This is a genomic window from Pseudomonas sp. Os17, assembly GCF_001547895.1.
In the GTDB taxonomy this organism is placed as follows: Bacteria; Pseudomonadota; Gammaproteobacteria; order Pseudomonadales; family Pseudomonadaceae; genus Aquipseudomonas.
Genome location: NZ_AP014627.1, coordinates 3,952,289 through 3,968,533 on the forward strand (window position 1 = coordinate 3,952,289; position 16,245 = coordinate 3,968,533).

Annotated in this window: 19 protein-coding genes and 1 pseudogene; 3 read left to right on the forward strand and 17 right to left on the reverse strand. The window is 55.9% G+C overall.

All coding sequences use genetic code 11. From position 1 onward, the window contains the following. Positions 1-93 precede the first annotated feature (93 nt). The 4 genes from POS17_RS17390 to POS17_RS32350 all read right to left on the reverse strand — a co-directional run bounded on the left by POS17_RS17390 (position 94) and on the right by POS17_RS32350 (position 1,877). Positions 94-453 (reverse strand): hypothetical protein, encoded by a 360-nt coding sequence (locus tag POS17_RS17390; RefSeq protein WP_060839723.1) that lies wholly within the window; start codon positions 451-453, stop codon positions 94-96. 306 nt (positions 454-759) lie between these two features. Further along, positions 760-1,119, reverse strand: a complete 360-nt coding sequence (locus POS17_RS31105) for a hypothetical protein (RefSeq protein WP_082729891.1) — start codon at positions 1,117-1,119, stop codon at positions 760-762. 113 nt (positions 1,120-1,232) lie between these two features. After that, positions 1,233-1,604: a hypothetical protein gene (locus tag POS17_RS32345; RefSeq protein WP_231978960.1), complete on the reverse strand. Its 372-nt coding sequence runs from the start codon at positions 1,602-1,604 to the stop codon at positions 1,233-1,235. An 81-nt stretch (positions 1,605-1,685) separates the two neighbouring features. After that, entirely contained in the window at positions 1,686-1,877 is a 192-nt protein-coding gene (locus POS17_RS32350; protein ID WP_231978961.1) for a hypothetical protein, read from the reverse strand. Between the two features lie 290 nt (positions 1,878-2,167). Here POS17_RS32350 and POS17_RS17400 point away from each other — a divergent pair, with 290 nt between their 5' ends. Further along, positions 2,168-2,656 (forward strand): hypothetical protein, encoded by a 489-nt coding sequence (locus POS17_RS17400; protein ID WP_060839724.1) that lies wholly within the window; start codon positions 2,168-2,170, stop codon positions 2,654-2,656. Positions 2,657-2,701: 45 nt separating this feature from the next. Here POS17_RS17400 and POS17_RS17405 read toward each other — a convergent pair whose 3' ends face one another. Both POS17_RS17405 and POS17_RS17410 read right to left on the reverse strand, forming a co-directional pair. After that, complete coding sequence (locus POS17_RS17405; RefSeq protein ID WP_146189206.1) at positions 2,702-3,016, reverse strand: hypothetical protein; 315 nt, start codon at positions 3,014-3,016, stop codon at positions 2,702-2,704. A 1,263-nt stretch (positions 3,017-4,279) separates the two neighbouring features. Further along, positions 4,280-5,422, reverse strand: a complete 1,143-nt coding sequence (locus tag POS17_RS17410) for an HNH endonuclease (protein WP_060839726.1) — start codon at positions 5,420-5,422, stop codon at positions 4,280-4,282. A gap of 812 nt (positions 5,423-6,234) precedes the next feature. On the opposite strand from POS17_RS17410, the gene POS17_RS32455 reads away from it, so the two are divergent. Further along, entirely contained in the window at positions 6,235-6,366 is a 132-nt protein-coding gene (locus tag POS17_RS32455; protein ID WP_269451690.1) for a hypothetical protein, read from the forward strand. A 1-nt stretch (position 6,367) separates the two neighbouring features. Then, positions 6,368-7,069: a helix-turn-helix domain-containing protein gene (locus POS17_RS31115; protein WP_173655906.1), complete on the forward strand. Its 702-nt coding sequence runs from the start codon at positions 6,368-6,370 to the stop codon at positions 7,067-7,069. Positions 7,070-7,099: 30 nt separating this feature from the next. Here the strand turns inward: POS17_RS31115 and POS17_RS17420 are convergent. The 11 genes and pseudogenes from POS17_RS17420 to POS17_RS17465 all read right to left on the reverse strand — a co-directional run. Next, positions 7,100-7,696: pseudogene (locus POS17_RS17420) on the reverse strand (DinB/UmuC family translesion DNA polymerase); the annotation flags it as partial. A gap of 34 nt (positions 7,697-7,730) precedes the next feature. Beyond that, entirely contained in the window at positions 7,731-8,234 is a 504-nt protein-coding gene (locus POS17_RS17425) for a lysis system i-spanin subunit Rz (RefSeq protein ID WP_231978962.1), read from the reverse strand. A gap of 14 nt (positions 8,235-8,248) precedes the next feature. Next, complete coding sequence (locus tag POS17_RS17430) at positions 8,249-8,800, reverse strand: glycoside hydrolase family 19 protein (protein ID WP_060839729.1); 552 nt, start codon at positions 8,798-8,800, stop codon at positions 8,249-8,251. A 27-nt stretch (positions 8,801-8,827) separates the two neighbouring features. Continuing rightward, positions 8,828-9,871 carry a phage late control D family protein gene (locus POS17_RS17435; RefSeq protein WP_060839730.1) on the reverse strand — a complete coding sequence of 348 codons (1,044 nt, stop codon included), beginning with the start codon at positions 9,869-9,871 and terminating at the stop codon, positions 8,828-8,830. A 63-nt stretch (positions 9,872-9,934) separates the two neighbouring features. Continuing rightward, positions 9,935-10,375, reverse strand: a complete 441-nt coding sequence (locus tag POS17_RS31805; RefSeq protein ID WP_148654978.1) for a hypothetical protein — start codon at positions 10,373-10,375, stop codon at positions 9,935-9,937. Positions 10,376-10,424: 49 nt separating this feature from the next. Next, positions 10,425-10,631, reverse strand: coding sequence for a tail protein X (locus POS17_RS17440; protein ID WP_060839731.1), 207 nt, complete (start codon positions 10,629-10,631; stop codon positions 10,425-10,427). Then, positions 10,606-11,451: a phage tail protein gene (locus tag POS17_RS17445; RefSeq protein WP_060839732.1), complete on the reverse strand. Its 846-nt coding sequence runs from the start codon at positions 11,449-11,451 to the stop codon at positions 10,606-10,608. The genes POS17_RS17440 and POS17_RS17445 overlap by 26 nt, the downstream gene beginning before the upstream one ends. Before the next feature lie 9 nt (positions 11,452-11,460). Further along, positions 11,461-14,019 carry a phage tail tape measure protein gene (locus POS17_RS17450; RefSeq protein WP_060839733.1) on the reverse strand — a complete coding sequence of 853 codons (2,559 nt, stop codon included), beginning with the start codon at positions 14,017-14,019 and terminating at the stop codon, positions 11,461-11,463. A 141-nt stretch (positions 14,020-14,160) separates the two neighbouring features. Next, positions 14,161-14,466: a phage tail assembly protein gene (locus tag POS17_RS17455; protein ID WP_060839734.1), complete on the reverse strand. Its 306-nt coding sequence runs from the start codon at positions 14,464-14,466 to the stop codon at positions 14,161-14,163. An 11-nt stretch (positions 14,467-14,477) separates the two neighbouring features. Beyond that, entirely contained in the window at positions 14,478-14,987 is a 510-nt protein-coding gene (locus POS17_RS17460; protein ID WP_041118645.1) for a phage major tail tube protein, read from the reverse strand. A gap of 12 nt (positions 14,988-14,999) precedes the next feature. Continuing rightward, the gene (locus POS17_RS17465; RefSeq protein WP_060839735.1) at positions 15,000-16,166 is read right to left on the reverse strand and encodes a phage tail sheath subtilisin-like domain-containing protein; all 1,167 of its coding nucleotides are present in this window, start codon (positions 16,164-16,166) and stop codon (positions 15,000-15,002) included. Positions 16,167-16,245 lie beyond the last annotated feature (79 nt).

Genomic DNA, 16,245 nt, shown 5'->3' on the forward strand with positions numbered 1-16,245 from the left:
GCGCTTCAGGCCAGGAGCAGCCACTGCATAAACTTGACGCTCGCGAACCGGCAAACCGGAACGCCTGCGGCGTCCACTCTTTTGAAAAGAAACTCAGTTGTCCAAGCACTTTAACAACTGGGCCAACACCCTGTCTTCTTGCGAAGCCAATACGGCGCTGATCTCCTCGCATCTCCCATTCAGAGACAACAGGTCGCCAGCCAATACTTCTCCACTGGACATGCACATATCCAAAGCAATACTAAAAACTCCGTCACCTACCTGCTGACTCTCAAAAACAAGCTCAACCTCTTTAGGGAAGATCGTCACGTAGACGAAGAGTCTTTCATTCGCGTATGTGTAATGACCATGATTTCTTTTGAGTAGAACACTCTGGCTTCTCGAAGCCTTCTCATAAATATTATCTAGAAACCTTTGAAGGACGAACAAAAGCTCAGGCTTTTCAGTGCTCATGGGGTTCCCTTGCGAGCAATAGACTTCAACACGCCATTCTAACCAACATCGACGGTGTCCGAGTTGCACACTCTTCGAAGTTGCTTAGAAGATCTCGTCACGTAGCTGGCGTTAAACCCTCGGCCTCTAATGCCGAGACTGAAACTTGGTCACTCAACCTCGCGAATGTGAGCTGACCCGTGCGCAAGAGAACCACAGCCATGGGCATAATCAAAAAGGCTTTTGCCAGTCTGGGCGAAGACCAAGGATAAAAATCACTAAATAGAAGACCCGGCACATGGCCGGGCCAGTGGCTACAGATAGCCCTTATGCAACCAGGTCCCAGGTGATGGCCAGAGATCCAGTAGCGGTAGTACCTGGGAGCCAGGAACCAGCGGTCACCCATAGCCCCATACCAGCAGGTACGAACAGCGGAGCAGGAAGAAGAACTTGGGAATGGCTATTCGCGACAGCCGGGCCATTACCATTGAAAATGCAGCGAGTACTGGCGTCGCCGGTAATGGTAGGCGCTGTCTCCGAAGCATACAGATTGACGTACCCGCTGGTTGGATCGATGGAAGCTGTCTGAACGATAAGGCCGTTCACGTTCTCGGCTGGCGAGACGATCTGTACAACACCTTTCGGAAACAGGTTGCCGGAGTGCTTGCCAATTTTTACTGCGTTCATTTTTCACCTATTGAGTCGAATGATTTGTTACGGAGGATTCCGTTTTCATGTCGCTCAAAGGCGATGAGTTGGACGCTCTTGGCGTTGTCGACATACGTGCTGCTACATCACCGTTATTGCTTGGTGATGAGCATGTCGATAGTGCTGGTATCGCAGGTGTAGTTGGCCTTCTTGTCGAGAACCAAGTAAATGGCGGACGATTTGGTGACAGGCACTTTACTGACCGAAAAGACCGCTCCATTGCCTCTGACCAAGCTACCCGACTGAAGAACGGTGTCACCCTGATTCAAAGACCAGGCAACGCCATCACCGCAACTGTTATGAATGCTACTTACTCGCCCGAGAATGTTGATCTTGCCCACCACAGGACTGGCCCAGCGAATGACCGTCTGGCTGTTCTGGCCTGGGTGAAATGCCACATCACCAGCGGCAATGGTAAAGCTGCCATTTGCCGTGTAGGTGTAAGGTTTCAGGTGAACCGACACATGTGCTCCAGATGCTTGATCCATCCAACATGTAGCCGGGAGATTGCTGCATGAATCGGCTTTGAAGTACGGCAATGGGACTTAGTTTTCGGCCTTGTTCACACCAGACGAGTTCTGCATAAACGACCAAGGAGAACCTTGTGGGGCACTCTCCTTTGCCAGAATTACATCCCTTGCCAGGTTCCAGGACATTGCTGTGTCAGCAAAGGCACTCATGCTGGCACCAAAAAGCGCCAACAAACCGAGCAGGGAAACACTGATAGCTTTTTTCATTTGGATTGACCTATTGAGTCGAATGGTTGGTTGCGGAGAATTCCGCTTTCATTTCGCTCATAGGCGATAGTTCGAGGCTCAAGGCCTTCACACGAGGAAGGTCAGCACCAACGACATGCCGGCTTTAGCTTCTTACTCACTCGAGGAGTGGAATGACTATCCCAACAAAAAACTGTACATGCAACCAGTATCTTGAAGAATTTTTGCCCACCAGTAGTAGCAGCTCGGAACAAAGGGTGCGGGAAGCCATAAACGAAAAAGCCCCGGCGGATACCAGGACCTGAATAGGTGTGAGCTCACCGGTTGAGCGCAACGAGTGGGTGAAGATCGAGAAGGCTCTGCTTTGGCTGGACGATTTCGTGTCTCGACGCAACGGCGATAGTCGCGGCTCTTGCTCAGCAATTGAGACTCTGCGCGCCGCCCTGGAGTGCAAGCCAGCCGCCCATAACCAGGGCAAACCAACCCTGATCCAGGCGGTAGCCGTAACTTGCCAGAACGATGACGGGATGTACCTGGAATGGCTGCTTGAAGGAGGAATTTCAGAGAGGGAGTTCTCTGGCCAAGTGCTGTTCGCCATACCCGAGGCCACCGATCTGTGCGATGAAGACGGCGGCGCCGAGATCTACACCCGCCCAGTCGAGCAGCCCGCGTCCATCAGTTCCACAAGCGACAAGTACGAGGCTGAGCTGTACGACGAGGGCTGGCAGTTGGCACGGGACATGGGCTTGGGCAACGTCACTGATGCGCTGATGCAGCGCCAGGGCAAAAAATCCCGATAGGAGTACATTTGCACTCCACCCATAAAAACCGAACGCTCATCTAACTCAGCCGCTGAAAAATCGAATGACGGGAGCTAGAAAGCTGATCTTGTCCGCAGATTTTACAAAGCGGTCAAAGGCTTTTTCGCTAAGGATGAACGCGGGTATGAAAAAGATACTCGAGACCACAGCAGTCAATAAAAATCCAATCCAATCGGTACTAACAAGGACGGCGATCGCTACGCCCAGCATCAATAGCCCCCCTGAAAAGAACAGCCGCCGAGCAAATTTTTGATTTGGATATTGATTGAACATGATCAGGCCACCCTTGCCGCTTTCAATCACAGTAGTTCCAGGGTGGATTTTTGTCGAAGCATGCACTCTTCCCCCCCTTAATTCCCCTTAGCAGCGGCCCTCCCCAGCAAGCCGCTGTAGAGGCCAAGGACGAAGTCATGCCTGTAGAAAGAACGGTAACCATCCCAGCCCGGGAGCAGCACGCGGCCAAGCCTCAATCACCGTCACGCTCCCGCGGGTTTGCCGACAGTGCGGCGTTCCACGCGGCGAATCCTACTCAGCTGTCAGCTGGAACGGCAGGACAACAAAGCCGAGTTACGACAACTAAGACCGATTTTTGAAGAAATACCGATTGATGCGATAGCACCATCGATGATTGCGGCCTATCGCGATAAGCGGTCTGCGAAAACAAGAGCCAACAGAGAAATCGTCTTACGTTCGCATCGGAGCCATCGCGAACCCGACGAAATAAAAAAGTTTTGGTACGCCAGCACTTTCACGCAGGCAATAAAAAACCCCGTAGACGTTAATCTACGGGGTTTTCAAGGGTGGAGGCCGAGGTCGGAATCGAACCGGCGTAGGCGGATTTGCAATCCAGATAAAATATCAATACTTTCAAACAGTTAATGATAGATCCGTTCCGCAAGTGGCATCTCTTAGAAAGCCTGCAACCCACGGCCTATGCGGGTCATTATTTTGATTGCGGAACTGATTTAACTGGCGCCCTTAGCGGTTCAGGGCCCAGTGACAGTCGCAGTCCTCAAGGCTCCTCTACCCTTTCCTCCTGGACCCTGCAAGCTCAGTCGATCCGATGATGGATCGGGCACACCAAATATAAAAACACTTATATTTCAGGCACTTAATAACATCAATTTTTTTGCTGTAGCAAAAACTAAGCAGGGACGTGGTAAATATCGGAAATCCGATCAAAGTCCGTCCAATCAAAGAAACTCCAAACTGGCACTAGGGGCTCATCAGTTACAATATCCCGTCAAGCGAATACCAATCATCCTTACGGCAAGTGGTACGGTTCTGGAAAATCCAAAGCGCCTTTAACATCCTTCACTCGGCTCTGGATCCGCCCTACGTCATCGTCCATCATCAGTAGCTGGATCAGCCCTGATCCCACTTCGCTAGTGCCGGCACTTGAACGACCATTAACTCCGCATGAGTAACCTCGAGACTTAGCGTCGAGCCTGCCGAGCCATTCGCCAAGACACGGACGCCCGCTTTCTATGGTCTGATCCATCAAGGGAGTGGGCAGCGGCTGAGAATGTTCTTGGGCAGAGCCTATTACCCGGAAGGCTTGGTAACTTGGACGGCCCAGCTAATTTATGAGATACACCGCAGTCATGCTTTGTTTCTCTCCGAGCGCTCTAGGACAGCGTTCAGTTCAGGGTGCTGAGTGAGCCCAGACTTGAAGGCTAAATAAGAGGGAAGATCAAGATAGATGCAGGTTTGAAGGGCCCGCACAAGCAGTAAGATCTGCCCATCGCCAATCTTTGCAACGTCTTCTGTCGTTAATATTTCATTGGGCGCACACAGAACAGTCCAATTTAATTGTGAGTTTATGTTGAGGTTGATCGCAATTCCTTCTTGGGTTGAAAGCAACACCACGGCTACCGCATTTGGGAAGCCCACAAGACGATTGAAGTCCTGATCTCCCTGCTTAGAGAATAATACGCTACCACGCACTTCAGGCTCGTCATTATCCCCACGATGCCAGAGCCCCTTGTGCAACTCTTTGCCATAGTCTGAGTCGAGGACTTTAGACCCGAAGAGACAAAAGGCAATACCTATTGCAAGCTTACACACAAAGCGCTTATCAAACTTTGGGTCAACCGTAACTCGCATTTTATGCTCTAGCTCACCTTCAGTATTGGCTAGGAAAAACTCTGTGCGTGCTCGATCCAAGTCGTCAGGTTGCGCGAACCCGATGCTAGCCGGATCAGCACCCCGGACCTCGGTGCACAGAACCTTCTTGACCCTACGACCATGAAACGCTTGCTCAAACGACAGCCACGTCTTGAGCGGATCCTGCTGCGTGTTTTCGGAAAATAAAAAATATGCTCTTGTCTCTGTGCTCTTCATGGTCCGCGGGTTTCCGCCAACGTACGCAGATAACCTCTCATCGTGCGGACGAAGCCAAAATACCTGTTCACCTAGTGGACCCAACCACATTTCACAAACGTGGTTCTCCGGAAGTTCAGGAGGGCAAAGATCGGTGTTGCCCATACACAGGAGTGATACTCCAACTGGCTTATCCTTGTCATAAAAAGCTGAGGAGGACTCACGCAGCCAGTTAGAGACTATCCAATTCTTTTCGAAAGACGCATCGACAAATAACCCAAGGTTACTATTGCAGCTTTTGCAGACCTCTCGTGTCTTTAGAAAGTCGGGAGCATGTGCCCCTCCCAAAAACTGCGGAATAACATGCTCTAGCGTGAACTCTTGATCATCCTTATCTTTACGGCAGTAAATGCAATGTCCCATAGATCCCTCCATATGTCATACAAGCATTGTGAGGGTAGCACGGTGGCAGCATGTATCTGATAGCTGGTCATGTTGATCAGGCGTGGCGATGGCAATCCCAAGCTGCCCAAGGACAGCAACCACAGTTAGCACGTTCTTGACGCGGCATGAACACCATAAGGGCGAGACTGTGGTCCGCCCTACAACCCCAAAGAGCAAGGTCTGTAGGGCTCTGTCGACACAGCAGGATTTGGAGCCGCTGGGCATTAAATGCCGTTGACTGGCGTCCAGACTGCCCCATTGTTGCACCACGACGTCAGGTCGCTAACCAACAACCAGTTCGGCAAATGCCAACCAGGCCAGCGAGGATAGGAATTTGAACCACCTCCCTAGCGTTCGACTTGGCCTAGAACGGAATGTCTTTTTCGCTCCCCTCCCAGGGAGCTCGCCGCAACGTGTTTTTTTCTATGTACTCCCGCATAAACTCTCTTATTACGCCTGCCGGCGATCGCTCGTTTGATTTGGCAAGCTCCAAAAAAGCCTTCAGGAGCGCTGTATCCACCCTAATTTGGTATGTCTTTTTTTCCTTTGCCGGATCCATAACGCCTCCATATGTACGTACACAGTACTTACACCCCTTGATTTAAAAAGTCAAAAAACTCTCGTTCATGAACCGATTTACATTAACTATGACCCGTGCAAAAAAATCGTATCTATATGATTTAAATAGTTTTTTTTAAAAAAATTTACTTTTTATACGATCACCCTATTCTAGATAGAGGTTCCCGCATCGTTCAAAGTCAGCCCATCGCAACGACCTAAGGAATTTCGCGATGGAAAATCTCCATAACATTATCGAAGCACTTAACTCTCTGGCTCCAAATGCCGACCGTTTGGTTCCGTTGGTTCTTTCCATTGCCGCACTAATAGCGATCATCGTACTTTCCAAAAAAGGAGGGGCTTAACATGAGGATTCTTCCCTGGGTGCGGATGCCTTCGAGATGGATTCGAGAAGGTGGTCTTAAGAACTTCAATTGGGCTTCAAATGGAGTCGCTAGCAAATCAGCAGCTATTGCTGCATTGCAAATTTATATCGCATTGGTAACACAAGCTGAGGAAAAAGCTCCCCCGTCGTTTAGGTTAGAGGCAGAACTGACTTATAACGCACTTATGGAGATTACTGGGCTCAGCCGAGCTCTTGTTTCCTCCGGGATCGAGGCACTTTTAAATACCGAACGGATTTCAAAGGAAACAATAGGGAGAAAAAGTCGCTACTCCATTTCAGATTACGAGTTTGGAAACTGGTGCAAGCTTCCCGCACGCGCTCTATACGGATATGGAGGAGGAACAAGCATTCCTGCATTTAAGCTTTTTCAGAAAAGGAGTATTTGCGAACTAAACGCACTGAAACTCATGTTGTATTATGCTGCAGCAAGAGACAACAAAACACCATATACAATGGCCTCCTTTGAGACCATCCACAAACAAACAGGTGTAATAGAAAAAAACATTCCTCGTGCGAATGCCTTTCTAATTAATTCCTCCTTACTGGCGAACTTGACTCGTGAAAACTCAGAAAACACGAAAAAAAAGGAGCCAAACAAATACTATCTAACCGGATATCGCGACCTCTTTATGGGCTCACCAATAGTTCGAGTTCAAATTTGAAGAACTGACATATGATCAAAACTTCAGGCATTACCCACAAGAAACATGCCAAAGTTGATCAAGTTAGTGGTAAAACTCTGGCTCATCATCTCCCGCCGCATACCCCAATCTGGGTTGGTAGGGACACCGGCAGTGCGGAGTGTGCTCCTCCCCCAGCGATTGTTGATTTGGTCCAAGACCTTCATCACCTTGTCGGTTTCCGATGGTTGCGCCACCGCGAAGAGATCGTCGGTGTACTCGCTTCGCTGGCATAGATTCAACAATGAGACCTCGGCCTTACTGTATTTGAAGCCCGTTCTGAAAGCGCGATCCAGCGCTTCCACAGCCATTTCCGTCATGAGCCGGACGTCGTTGGTTGGATACGGCAGCTCTATCAGGACGCCATTGGCATACTTGGCTTATTGAGGGTTAAACATGCCCGTGCGAATGCTGACGCGGATTTTCTTACACAATGAATTCTGAGCCCGCAGTTTTTCCGAGGCTCGCATCATGTATGTGGCAACCACATCCTTGATAGGGGCCAACCCAGTTAACCGCCTCCCAAAACATCCTGCTACAGCAGATCTCCTGTTTCGGCGGATCAGGTTCGTCCAGATCCAGGCAAGCTGTGCCAGCCAGCGGCCGGGCTTGATGTTGACGCATTTGGCCCGGCCGCTCCTTTTCACTTCGTTGAAACGATTTCTTTGATGTAGCTCTGGCAGGCCGCCAGGGCGATCAATCCCTGGTCACCGTCTCCGGTGATGGCGACAATTCGTTGAGCAACCGCTGGGTCAAGTTCGGCTCGCGTTCCTCCATGAACCACGCCGCAGGTGCCGGCGGTGGCTGGCACCCGACCGCCACCACCCGAGGCGGCGGTGTTGAGTAGGACTGACAGCCGCAGGTCAGCAGTAGCAAGCCGATCACGCAGGCGAGCCTGGTTCGTTTGAGCATCGCGCAGCTCCTTGTAACGGGTTTCGTCATTTGCCTGCAGGCGATCCTCCAGGGCCCGGCGGGCGTCCTGCTGGGTTTCCTGCCAGTTGATCACCGCCGTGGCGGCCTGATCGCGGTCCCTGCTGTACGCCTCCGCCTGGTTAGCCAGATCCTTGCCGTAGGCATTGGCCTGCCACGTCCAGGCCAGCCAAGCACCCAGGGCGAACCCCAGCACCAGGGCCAGGGCTGGCAACAACCAACCCGGGGCCTTCACGCCAGCACCTCAAGGGCGCGCTCATACAGCACCTCACGATCCGCCAGGCCGTTGGTCCCGCCGTTGATGCGCTTGGTGATGGTGAGAAAGTCGCCTTTATCGGCCAGGGTGTTCAGCCCTGCCCGCTGCCAGAACCAACCCGCCGACAGCGCGGCATAGACCGGGGTTTCCAGCAGTTCGGGGGTGTTGAGTAGTCGAGCATCGCTGAACAGCGCTTCGCTACAGGCTTCATAGTTCGCCCGGCCGGTGATCTGAATCAGCCCCCTGCCCCGGTACTTCTGGCCGTCGCCATCCGCTTCGGGTGTATTGCCCAGGCGCTTGGCCAGGGTACCGGTATCGTACTTGCTCAAGTACTGATTGCTGCCCAGCTCGCGAACCCACTGCAACTGGCCGGACTCGTGGCCGATCTGCGCGATGAAGGCCGCAATGCGCAGGCGGGTGATGATCGCGTACTTGCTCATGGCTGCATTAAGAGCAGGAACAAAAACGCCGGCTTTAGCGCCGGCGTTGGGGAGGATCTGCAGCAGCTGCTGCACTGTAATCGTCATGCCTGATATCTCCAGTGATGATTGGGGTTAAAGCTGCACAACCTTGAGCGGCTTGGTTTCTTTCTTTTTCTTGCCTTTGGCTTTCGCCTTGCCCTTCTTGCCGCCGTTGCACTCGACGGTGGTGCTCCACCCGGACTGGGTGAACACCTGCTCGACCGAGTCAACCAGGTACTCGCCATCGAGGCCGACCTTGAAGCCCTGGGCATTGATCATGCGTTCAGCGAATAGATCGGTTCGGCCGGGCATCTCCAGGCGCACACCGGCGGTGCTGCGGTTGAATGCCGCCAAACGCGCCTTGGCGGCCTGTTCGGCGGCGGACTTGTTCGGGTAGATGTGGCGGTCGGTGTGCACCGGCGGCAGGCCGTCCGGGGAGCCCTCGTTGCCCAGGTCGACGACCCGCAGCTTTCCGCTCTTCTTGTCCTGGTGCTTGGTTTGCACCGCCTTGTGGGTGCTCTTGTCACCCAGGCGGAACTGATAGCGGCTCACGTCGCTGCGAGTAATGGTGACAGTGCCAAGGGCCTTGCCGCTGGCGCTCTGCCCGGCCTGCCGGGGCAGCACCAGCAGCTTGCCGTCGGCCACCTTGGCCGTGCAGTCGTATTGCTTGGCCAGGCGGGTGATGAAGTTGAAGTCGGATTCATTGAGCTGATCGACCCGGGGCACCTTGGTGGTCACCGGGCACACCGGCTGCCAGCCATTGCGGGTCGCCACATCGCGCACGATCTGCTGCAGCGGGACGCTTTCCCAACTCCCGCTGCGGGTGGTCTTGCCACTGCCGCGCATGTCGCTGGCCTTGCCCCGGATCTCGATAGAGTCAGGCGGGCCCGTCACCACGACCTCGTCCACCATGTAGCGCCCAAGGCGGGTCAGTGACTGGCCGGCGTATCCCATGAACACCTCGATGCTCGCGCCCCGGCTGGGCAGCGCCACAGCGCCGTCGCGGTCGTCGATGCGCAGCTCAAACTCGTCCGACTCCATGCCGGGCTTGTCCGAGGTGCGCAGGGTCAACAGCCGGTCATTGATCAGCGCGGTGATGTTCTTGCCGTCCGCAATGATTCGGAACTCTGGTTTCATTGCTCAGGCTCCAGAAATAGAAAACCCCGCACGTGGCGGGGTCTCCTGATGTGAAAATACAACTCACATATAATTAACAAATTTACTCTCTAGCACTTTATACATCGCTTCAAAAAGCTCTGTATCATCTGACATGTATCCACCAACAATAATGTCATCCACACCACCTTCAATCTTTACAATAAAACCCGCATGATAACGAACACAAGACAAACTCAAAACATCTTCCACTACAACTCTAGAAGCCTTATTCAAAGATACCAGCAGCGCAAAACTGAGAGACTCATCATCTTCATATCTAAACTTGTCAACACTTAGCTCGTTAAACCCAGATGCAATATTAACACCAAGTTTAACAGTTGCAACCGCACTACCACCATCATTAAGATACTTATCAAACCCCAATAAAATCTCATTAACCTTAGAGGTTATTCGCCTCCAGTTCGAATTACGCTCTTCTTCGGCTTGTTCATACTTACACAGTAACTCAAACGCTCTTGTCATTCCTATTCCCTCTGGCCATGATTATTTAGCCATCATAATGCCAGCCCTCTCAGTTCCACAACAAAACCGCAGCCCCAGTCTCGACCTGCAGCTCCGGCAGCACGATCAGCACCCCAGCCCGGAACGGCTGGGGCTCATCGGCCAGCCCCTGGTTGGCATCGAGCACCGCTTCGACACTACCATTCAGGTGCCCGTAATACTGGTGGCACAGGCTGTCGAGCAGATCCCCTTCAGACGTTCTGCATGTCGTCGCCATAGCTCACAAACTCCATCGAAAAGCCCTGTTTACGCGGGATACCCCCGGCCAGCAGGTGGCTCTGCTCCTCCTCAAGACTGGTCAGGCACCAAGTACCCAGCACTTCGCCATAGCCCGTGGTCAGGCTCAGCGGCTGCAGGCGTCGCCCGATGCTGCGCAGTTTTTGCAACTGACCCAGTCCCCCCTTGAACCCCGGAAACACCGCGCCCTTGAGAGTGATCTTGTCGTCACCCTGCCCTACCGCCTGCTGCGCAATGCTGCGGGTCAGGCGTTCCTGGCCTGCCCAGCGGAACCCGGTCTGACGGCGCAGCTCTTCAAAGGCTGCGGTGTCGAGGTTGAAGTAAAACGCTGCACCGGCAGCCCGGAACGGCTGAATGATCAGCAGGTGCGGGAACGGCTTCACCGCCTCGGCGGCCGGAGTACCCAGGCCGCCGAATGAACCGGTCGGAAGGATGTTGCCCAGGGACGGGCTGACCTGTCCGCCGATCCGGTTGATCGCAGCACTGGCCTTGGCGGTCTGCTCCTGCAACGTACCGAGCCGCTGCTGGATCTGCCCCGCTGCCGACACAGCCTGGCTGTACTTGGCTGCCACCTCGCCAACAACAGACTGCGCGGCGGTGATGCCGCGCAAGGTCCGTTGCAGCTTGGCGCCCATCTCAGGCCCCACAAACGGGATGTTCTCCAGCTCCGAGGCAGCACCGGTAATCTCGCTGATGGCTCCGTTCAACGGGGTCAGCATGCCATCCGCGCTACTGCGCCCCGCCTCCCCTGCCTCGACCAGGGACTGGAACCCCGATTGCAGTTGCTCCATGTAAGCCATGGCACCTCCTTAAACGTGTGGTTCGTCAGACAGCTGGCGGGCCGCAGCCTGTCGGCTGAATTCGTCGAACATCCGCCGCAGATGGGGTTCGACTTCCCGGGCCACCTGGGCCGGGTCCTTCACATCCCCTTGCACCGTGATTGGCACGGTCGGTGCGAAGGTGAATTGCTGGTCGACCTTGGGCACCTGCTTCGCAGGTTCGGGCGCCTTGAGCATTGCCGGCACAGCTGCCGACGGTGAGGCGGTCCCCATGGAGCGCACCACCTGCCCCATCACCGGCGGCGTCTGCCCGGTCTTGAACGATTTCGCGATGTCGCCCAAGACCGGCGGGATATCCTTCCCGGCGTTGACCATCATCAGTGGCCCCGCTGCCGGCATCCGCTTGAGCGAATCGTCGGAACCAAACATCGCTTTGCCGGCATAGGAGCCCAGGGCATCACCCCCAAAGTAACCTACGGTTCCCCCGATGGCGGCACCGATAGCCCCGCCAATGGCCGTGCCGAGACCTGGAACGACGGAGCCGAGTGCAGCACCAGCGGCCAATCCCATTTTTGCGCCCACCAACGAGCCTGCTAAGCCACCCGCCGCACCGCCATAACCTTCGGCCTTTTCATCACGGGTCTTGGCATTCTGGTAGGTGTCCGCAACCTTGAGGCCGGCGCTCAACACCGACAGCAAGCCCACCCCCTTAATCGCTGGCGCCAGTCCCTTGAACAGCGAACCTACCCCTTTCAGCGCTGTCGACCCGAGGCTCGCCGCGCCCTTGGCAACACGTCCCACGCCACCACCGCTAAAGACATTCCTGAGCGCCTGGCCGACGCGACCTAGCCGCCCCGCCCGTCCTGCACGCCCCCCTTTACCGCCCTTGCCGCCTTTCTTGTCCTTGCCACCGTCGAGGTCGTAATCGCCGCCGCCCAACCCGCCGGCGTTGGTGACAAACACCCGCTGAATCACGTTCGGATTCCCCATCATCGAACCCCGGGCCACGTTGAGCAGGCCCTTGCCGATATTGAAGAGCGACACCACATTTTTCAGTGCTACAAGTCCAGCACCCAAGGCAGTGATGCCCACAACCAAGGGCGGCGCCTTTTCCGCCAATCCGGTCAGCGACTTCGCCACCCTGGTGATGTGCTTGGCTACCGCATCCGTTGCCGGCCGCAGAGCATCCCCCACGGCCCGCATGCCATCATTCATCGCATGAGCTGTTTCGGCCCACAGCTGCGAGGAAGTTTCCCGGCGCTCGGCCAGGTTCTTGTCGAGGATGCCACTGGCGCTCAACGAGTCTTTCTTGAGCTGCTCGTACAGCTCCCGGTTCTGCGAGTACGCCGTCAGCGCCGCTTTGACCTGCATGTCGGCGAACAGATCGCCGGTTCGCAACGACTGCTCCAGCGCATCGAGCATGGCCTTAGCCTTGGCCGGATCAACCTCCTTGCTGATCTTGGCCTGGGCCTTCTCCATCTTCGCGGCCTTGGCCGGGTCGGTCGCCTTGATGTACTTCATGGCCAGGGCGAAACTCGACTCTAGGGTCGACATGCCACCCTGAATACCGGTGTTGAGAGAAGCGTGATAATCAATACCGGCATCCTTATACGCCTTGACCACTTCCCCGGAGCCAATCTTTTCCATCCAGTTTTTCAGGTTGTTGGCCGCTTCATCTGTTCCGCCGGCGGTCTTCATCTGCACCTGCAACATCGAGCCGAGCTGACTCACCGCATCCATGCCGTAAATCTTCATATTGCCCATGCTAGCCAACAACTGGGGAAACCAGCGCGCCATGTCGGATGCCTCAAAGCTGCCCGCCTGCCCCTGCAGGGCAATGGCCTCCAGGGCTTTCTCCATGACTTTGGGGTCAGTGATATTGGCGTTCTGCTGCAGCGCCTGGATCATGTTCGCCGTGTCGACCCCAGTTGCACCCTGCCCCACAGCGAACTTGGCCGCCACCGGCGCATAAGACAGCGCCTTGTCCAGCTCCATGCCGGCACCGACCAACTGGTTCACCAGGTCGGCCACATCGTTGCGGCCCATCCCGGTCTCTTGCGAGGTCTGAATGACCATCCGCGTCATCTGGGCTTCTTGCGGCTTGTTGGCCACGTCCGCCTTGATCGCAATGTCGCGGATGATCGCCTGATAGTCCGCGCTTATCTTGGTCGGAATGGCCACCGCCCCGACCCCGGCCACGGCCTGGCCGATCCCGGACTTGAGGCCCTCCTTGCCCTGCTGGATCTGCTGGTGCCCCTTGAGCTGCAGATCCGCACCCCTGGCCACGCGGCCGAGTGCCTGATACTCCTGGCGCAGTTTGTTTACCTGAATACCCTGCTTCTGCAGGCTGCTCAGGTTTCCCTCCAGCTTGCGCAACAAACCGGCGGCCGAGGCCGCACCGGTTTCGTGGGCCTTCTTCCATTCATCCCGCAGGCGCATGGTTTCGCCGATGGTGTTCTTCAGCACCTTGGCCTTGTTGCCTTGTTCCTCCAGCTTCTTGATCCGGCCCTCAACCGTTTTGAAGGCTGCCCCCACCGTCGAACTGACGGCGCCGCCGATCACCAGCCCCAACGCCAGTTTGCTTGCCATCTGATTCACCTATGCCCGAGTTGATGGGCTCAGTCCGTGAGCCACCAGACCATGTCGGAAAACCTCATGATCATGATTTCCTCGGCGGAGAAATGCAGCTCGCTCGCGAGCCGCTTCGCCGCCATCTTCATCACCGCCGGGTCAAAGTTCGTCGTCTTGCACCAGGCGAAAATAACCGGCCTGCAGGCGCTGGTAATCCTTGAGGGTCATGCCCTCCAGATCCTTGGCGCCGACCTCGGCCAGACTGGAGAACAGCATGAGTTCGCGCTGTTCGTCGTCACTGCCAGCGGCAGTGTTAGCGGCACGCACATCCCGCACAGTGGGTGCGCGCAGAGTGACCTTGTCGCAGACCACGCCATTCATCTCCACCGCCTTGGTGAGGGTCACGGCCACGCTCTCGGCGCACAGGGTCATCCAGGCCGGTGTCTTTTTCGATGCTTGAGTCATGAGTTTTTTCCTTACAGGCCCAGGGCCGAACGTTGAGCGGCGAGCTGGTCGACGCCGTTGATCACGCGCTTCATACCCAGCGCATCGATCTCGTAGATGAGGCGGCCGTCCACTTCCAGCTTGTAGTAGGTCAATGCCACGTTGTGCTTGATCTCAGCCTTGTCGCCGGCCTTCCAGTCGCCCATGTCGACCTCTTTGAGCATGCCGCGCAGGGTGACAATCACCGGGGTGACCTTGCCCTTGAGGCCCTTGAAGGCGCCCCGAAACACACCATTGAAGGCAGTACCGTCGGCCAGGCCGAAGAGCTTCAACGACTCGCGGCGTACGCCGGTGGTGGTAAAGCCGGCCTCTTGTTTTTCCATGCCCATGTCCAGTTCCACCGGCAGGTCCATACCGCCGGCACGGTGCTCCTCGGTCTTGAGCGTGAGCTTGGGCAGGGTCAGGCTCGGGACGTCGCCCTGGAAGCTGATGCCATCGGCGAACAGGTTCATGTTCGCCAGGGTTTCGGGAATCATTGCCATTGCTGCGGCTCCTTAAGCGGCGGAATCGAGGACTTCGGTCAACCACTGGTTGGTGACCTCGACACGGAAGTTCGGGTTTTCGGCGGGCGGCACGTCGGTAAAGCGGATGTTCCAGTACACCTTGCCCTGCTCCAGCTGGCTGGCGGTGTTGAGTTCGGTGTCCGCGTAGACCTCGAAATTGATGATCGCGCCCTGGTTCTTCAGGTCGCGCATAAATGCCCGCAGGCCCTCGGTCACGTCCTTGACATAGGTCGCGGTGATCGAGCGGTCGACCGCCCACTTGTGCCCGTAAAGGATCGCGTCCATGACGATGTCCATGGTTCGCACCCGGGTGACAAACGCCCACTTCGGATCGCTCGACAGCGTGCGGTTGCCCCACAGCCGGAAGCCCGCATCACGAATGATCGTGGTGATGTTGGCGTTGTTCAGCAGGTTGGCCCGGCAAGTCTCGTCACCATCCAGAAACTCAATGGGGCGCGTGGTACCGGTGAGGCCGACAAACTCCTTGTTCGATGGTGAGGCCCAGAAGCCGTACTCGTTGTCGGTCCAGGCGAACAAGCCCGCTGCCCAGGCCGAGGCCGGCGCATCGACGGTGGCACTCTCCCCCGTGTCCCAGTACTGAATCCCCGGGTCGACCAGATAGGCCCGCTTGGCACCGAAGTTCTTGGCGTACTCCATAGCCGCTTCGTCGGTGGTGTTAGGACCGTCGAGGATCGCCAAGCCGCGTAGCTTGTCGGCCAGGGCAACCAGGGCTGTGCCGACCGGCAGGCCGGCGCTGTGCTTGGGAGCCACCAGCAAACGCGGCTGGGCATTGAAACGGCTCTTGCCGTCGAGCAGCGCTTGCAGGCCGGTACGCTTGCCGCTGGCCAGCACCCCACCGATGATCGCCGAGGTCTGCTGCGCGGCGTCCTGAACCTTGGCCACACCGCATGCAACGATCACCGCCTTGGCGCGCTGGTAGATGGCCTTGCAGGCCTTGGTGATGGCCGCATCCGGGCCCCAGGCCGCGATGGCCTCGCGCTCGTTGGTGATCAGCAGCAAGTCGTTGGCCTTGGCGCTGAAGTCAGGGCCTTCGGTGAAAGTGTCCACCAGGCCGATGATCGAAGACGACGGTAGCGAAATGGTTCGCGTGCCGGTGTCCACATTAGTGACGGTAACGCCGTGAAAGAAACCACTCATGGATAAGCTCCAGACATGAAAAAGCCCCGCATGAGCGAGGTTGTGGGAGGAACAGGCGCCGAAGCGCGGGAAATAAAAC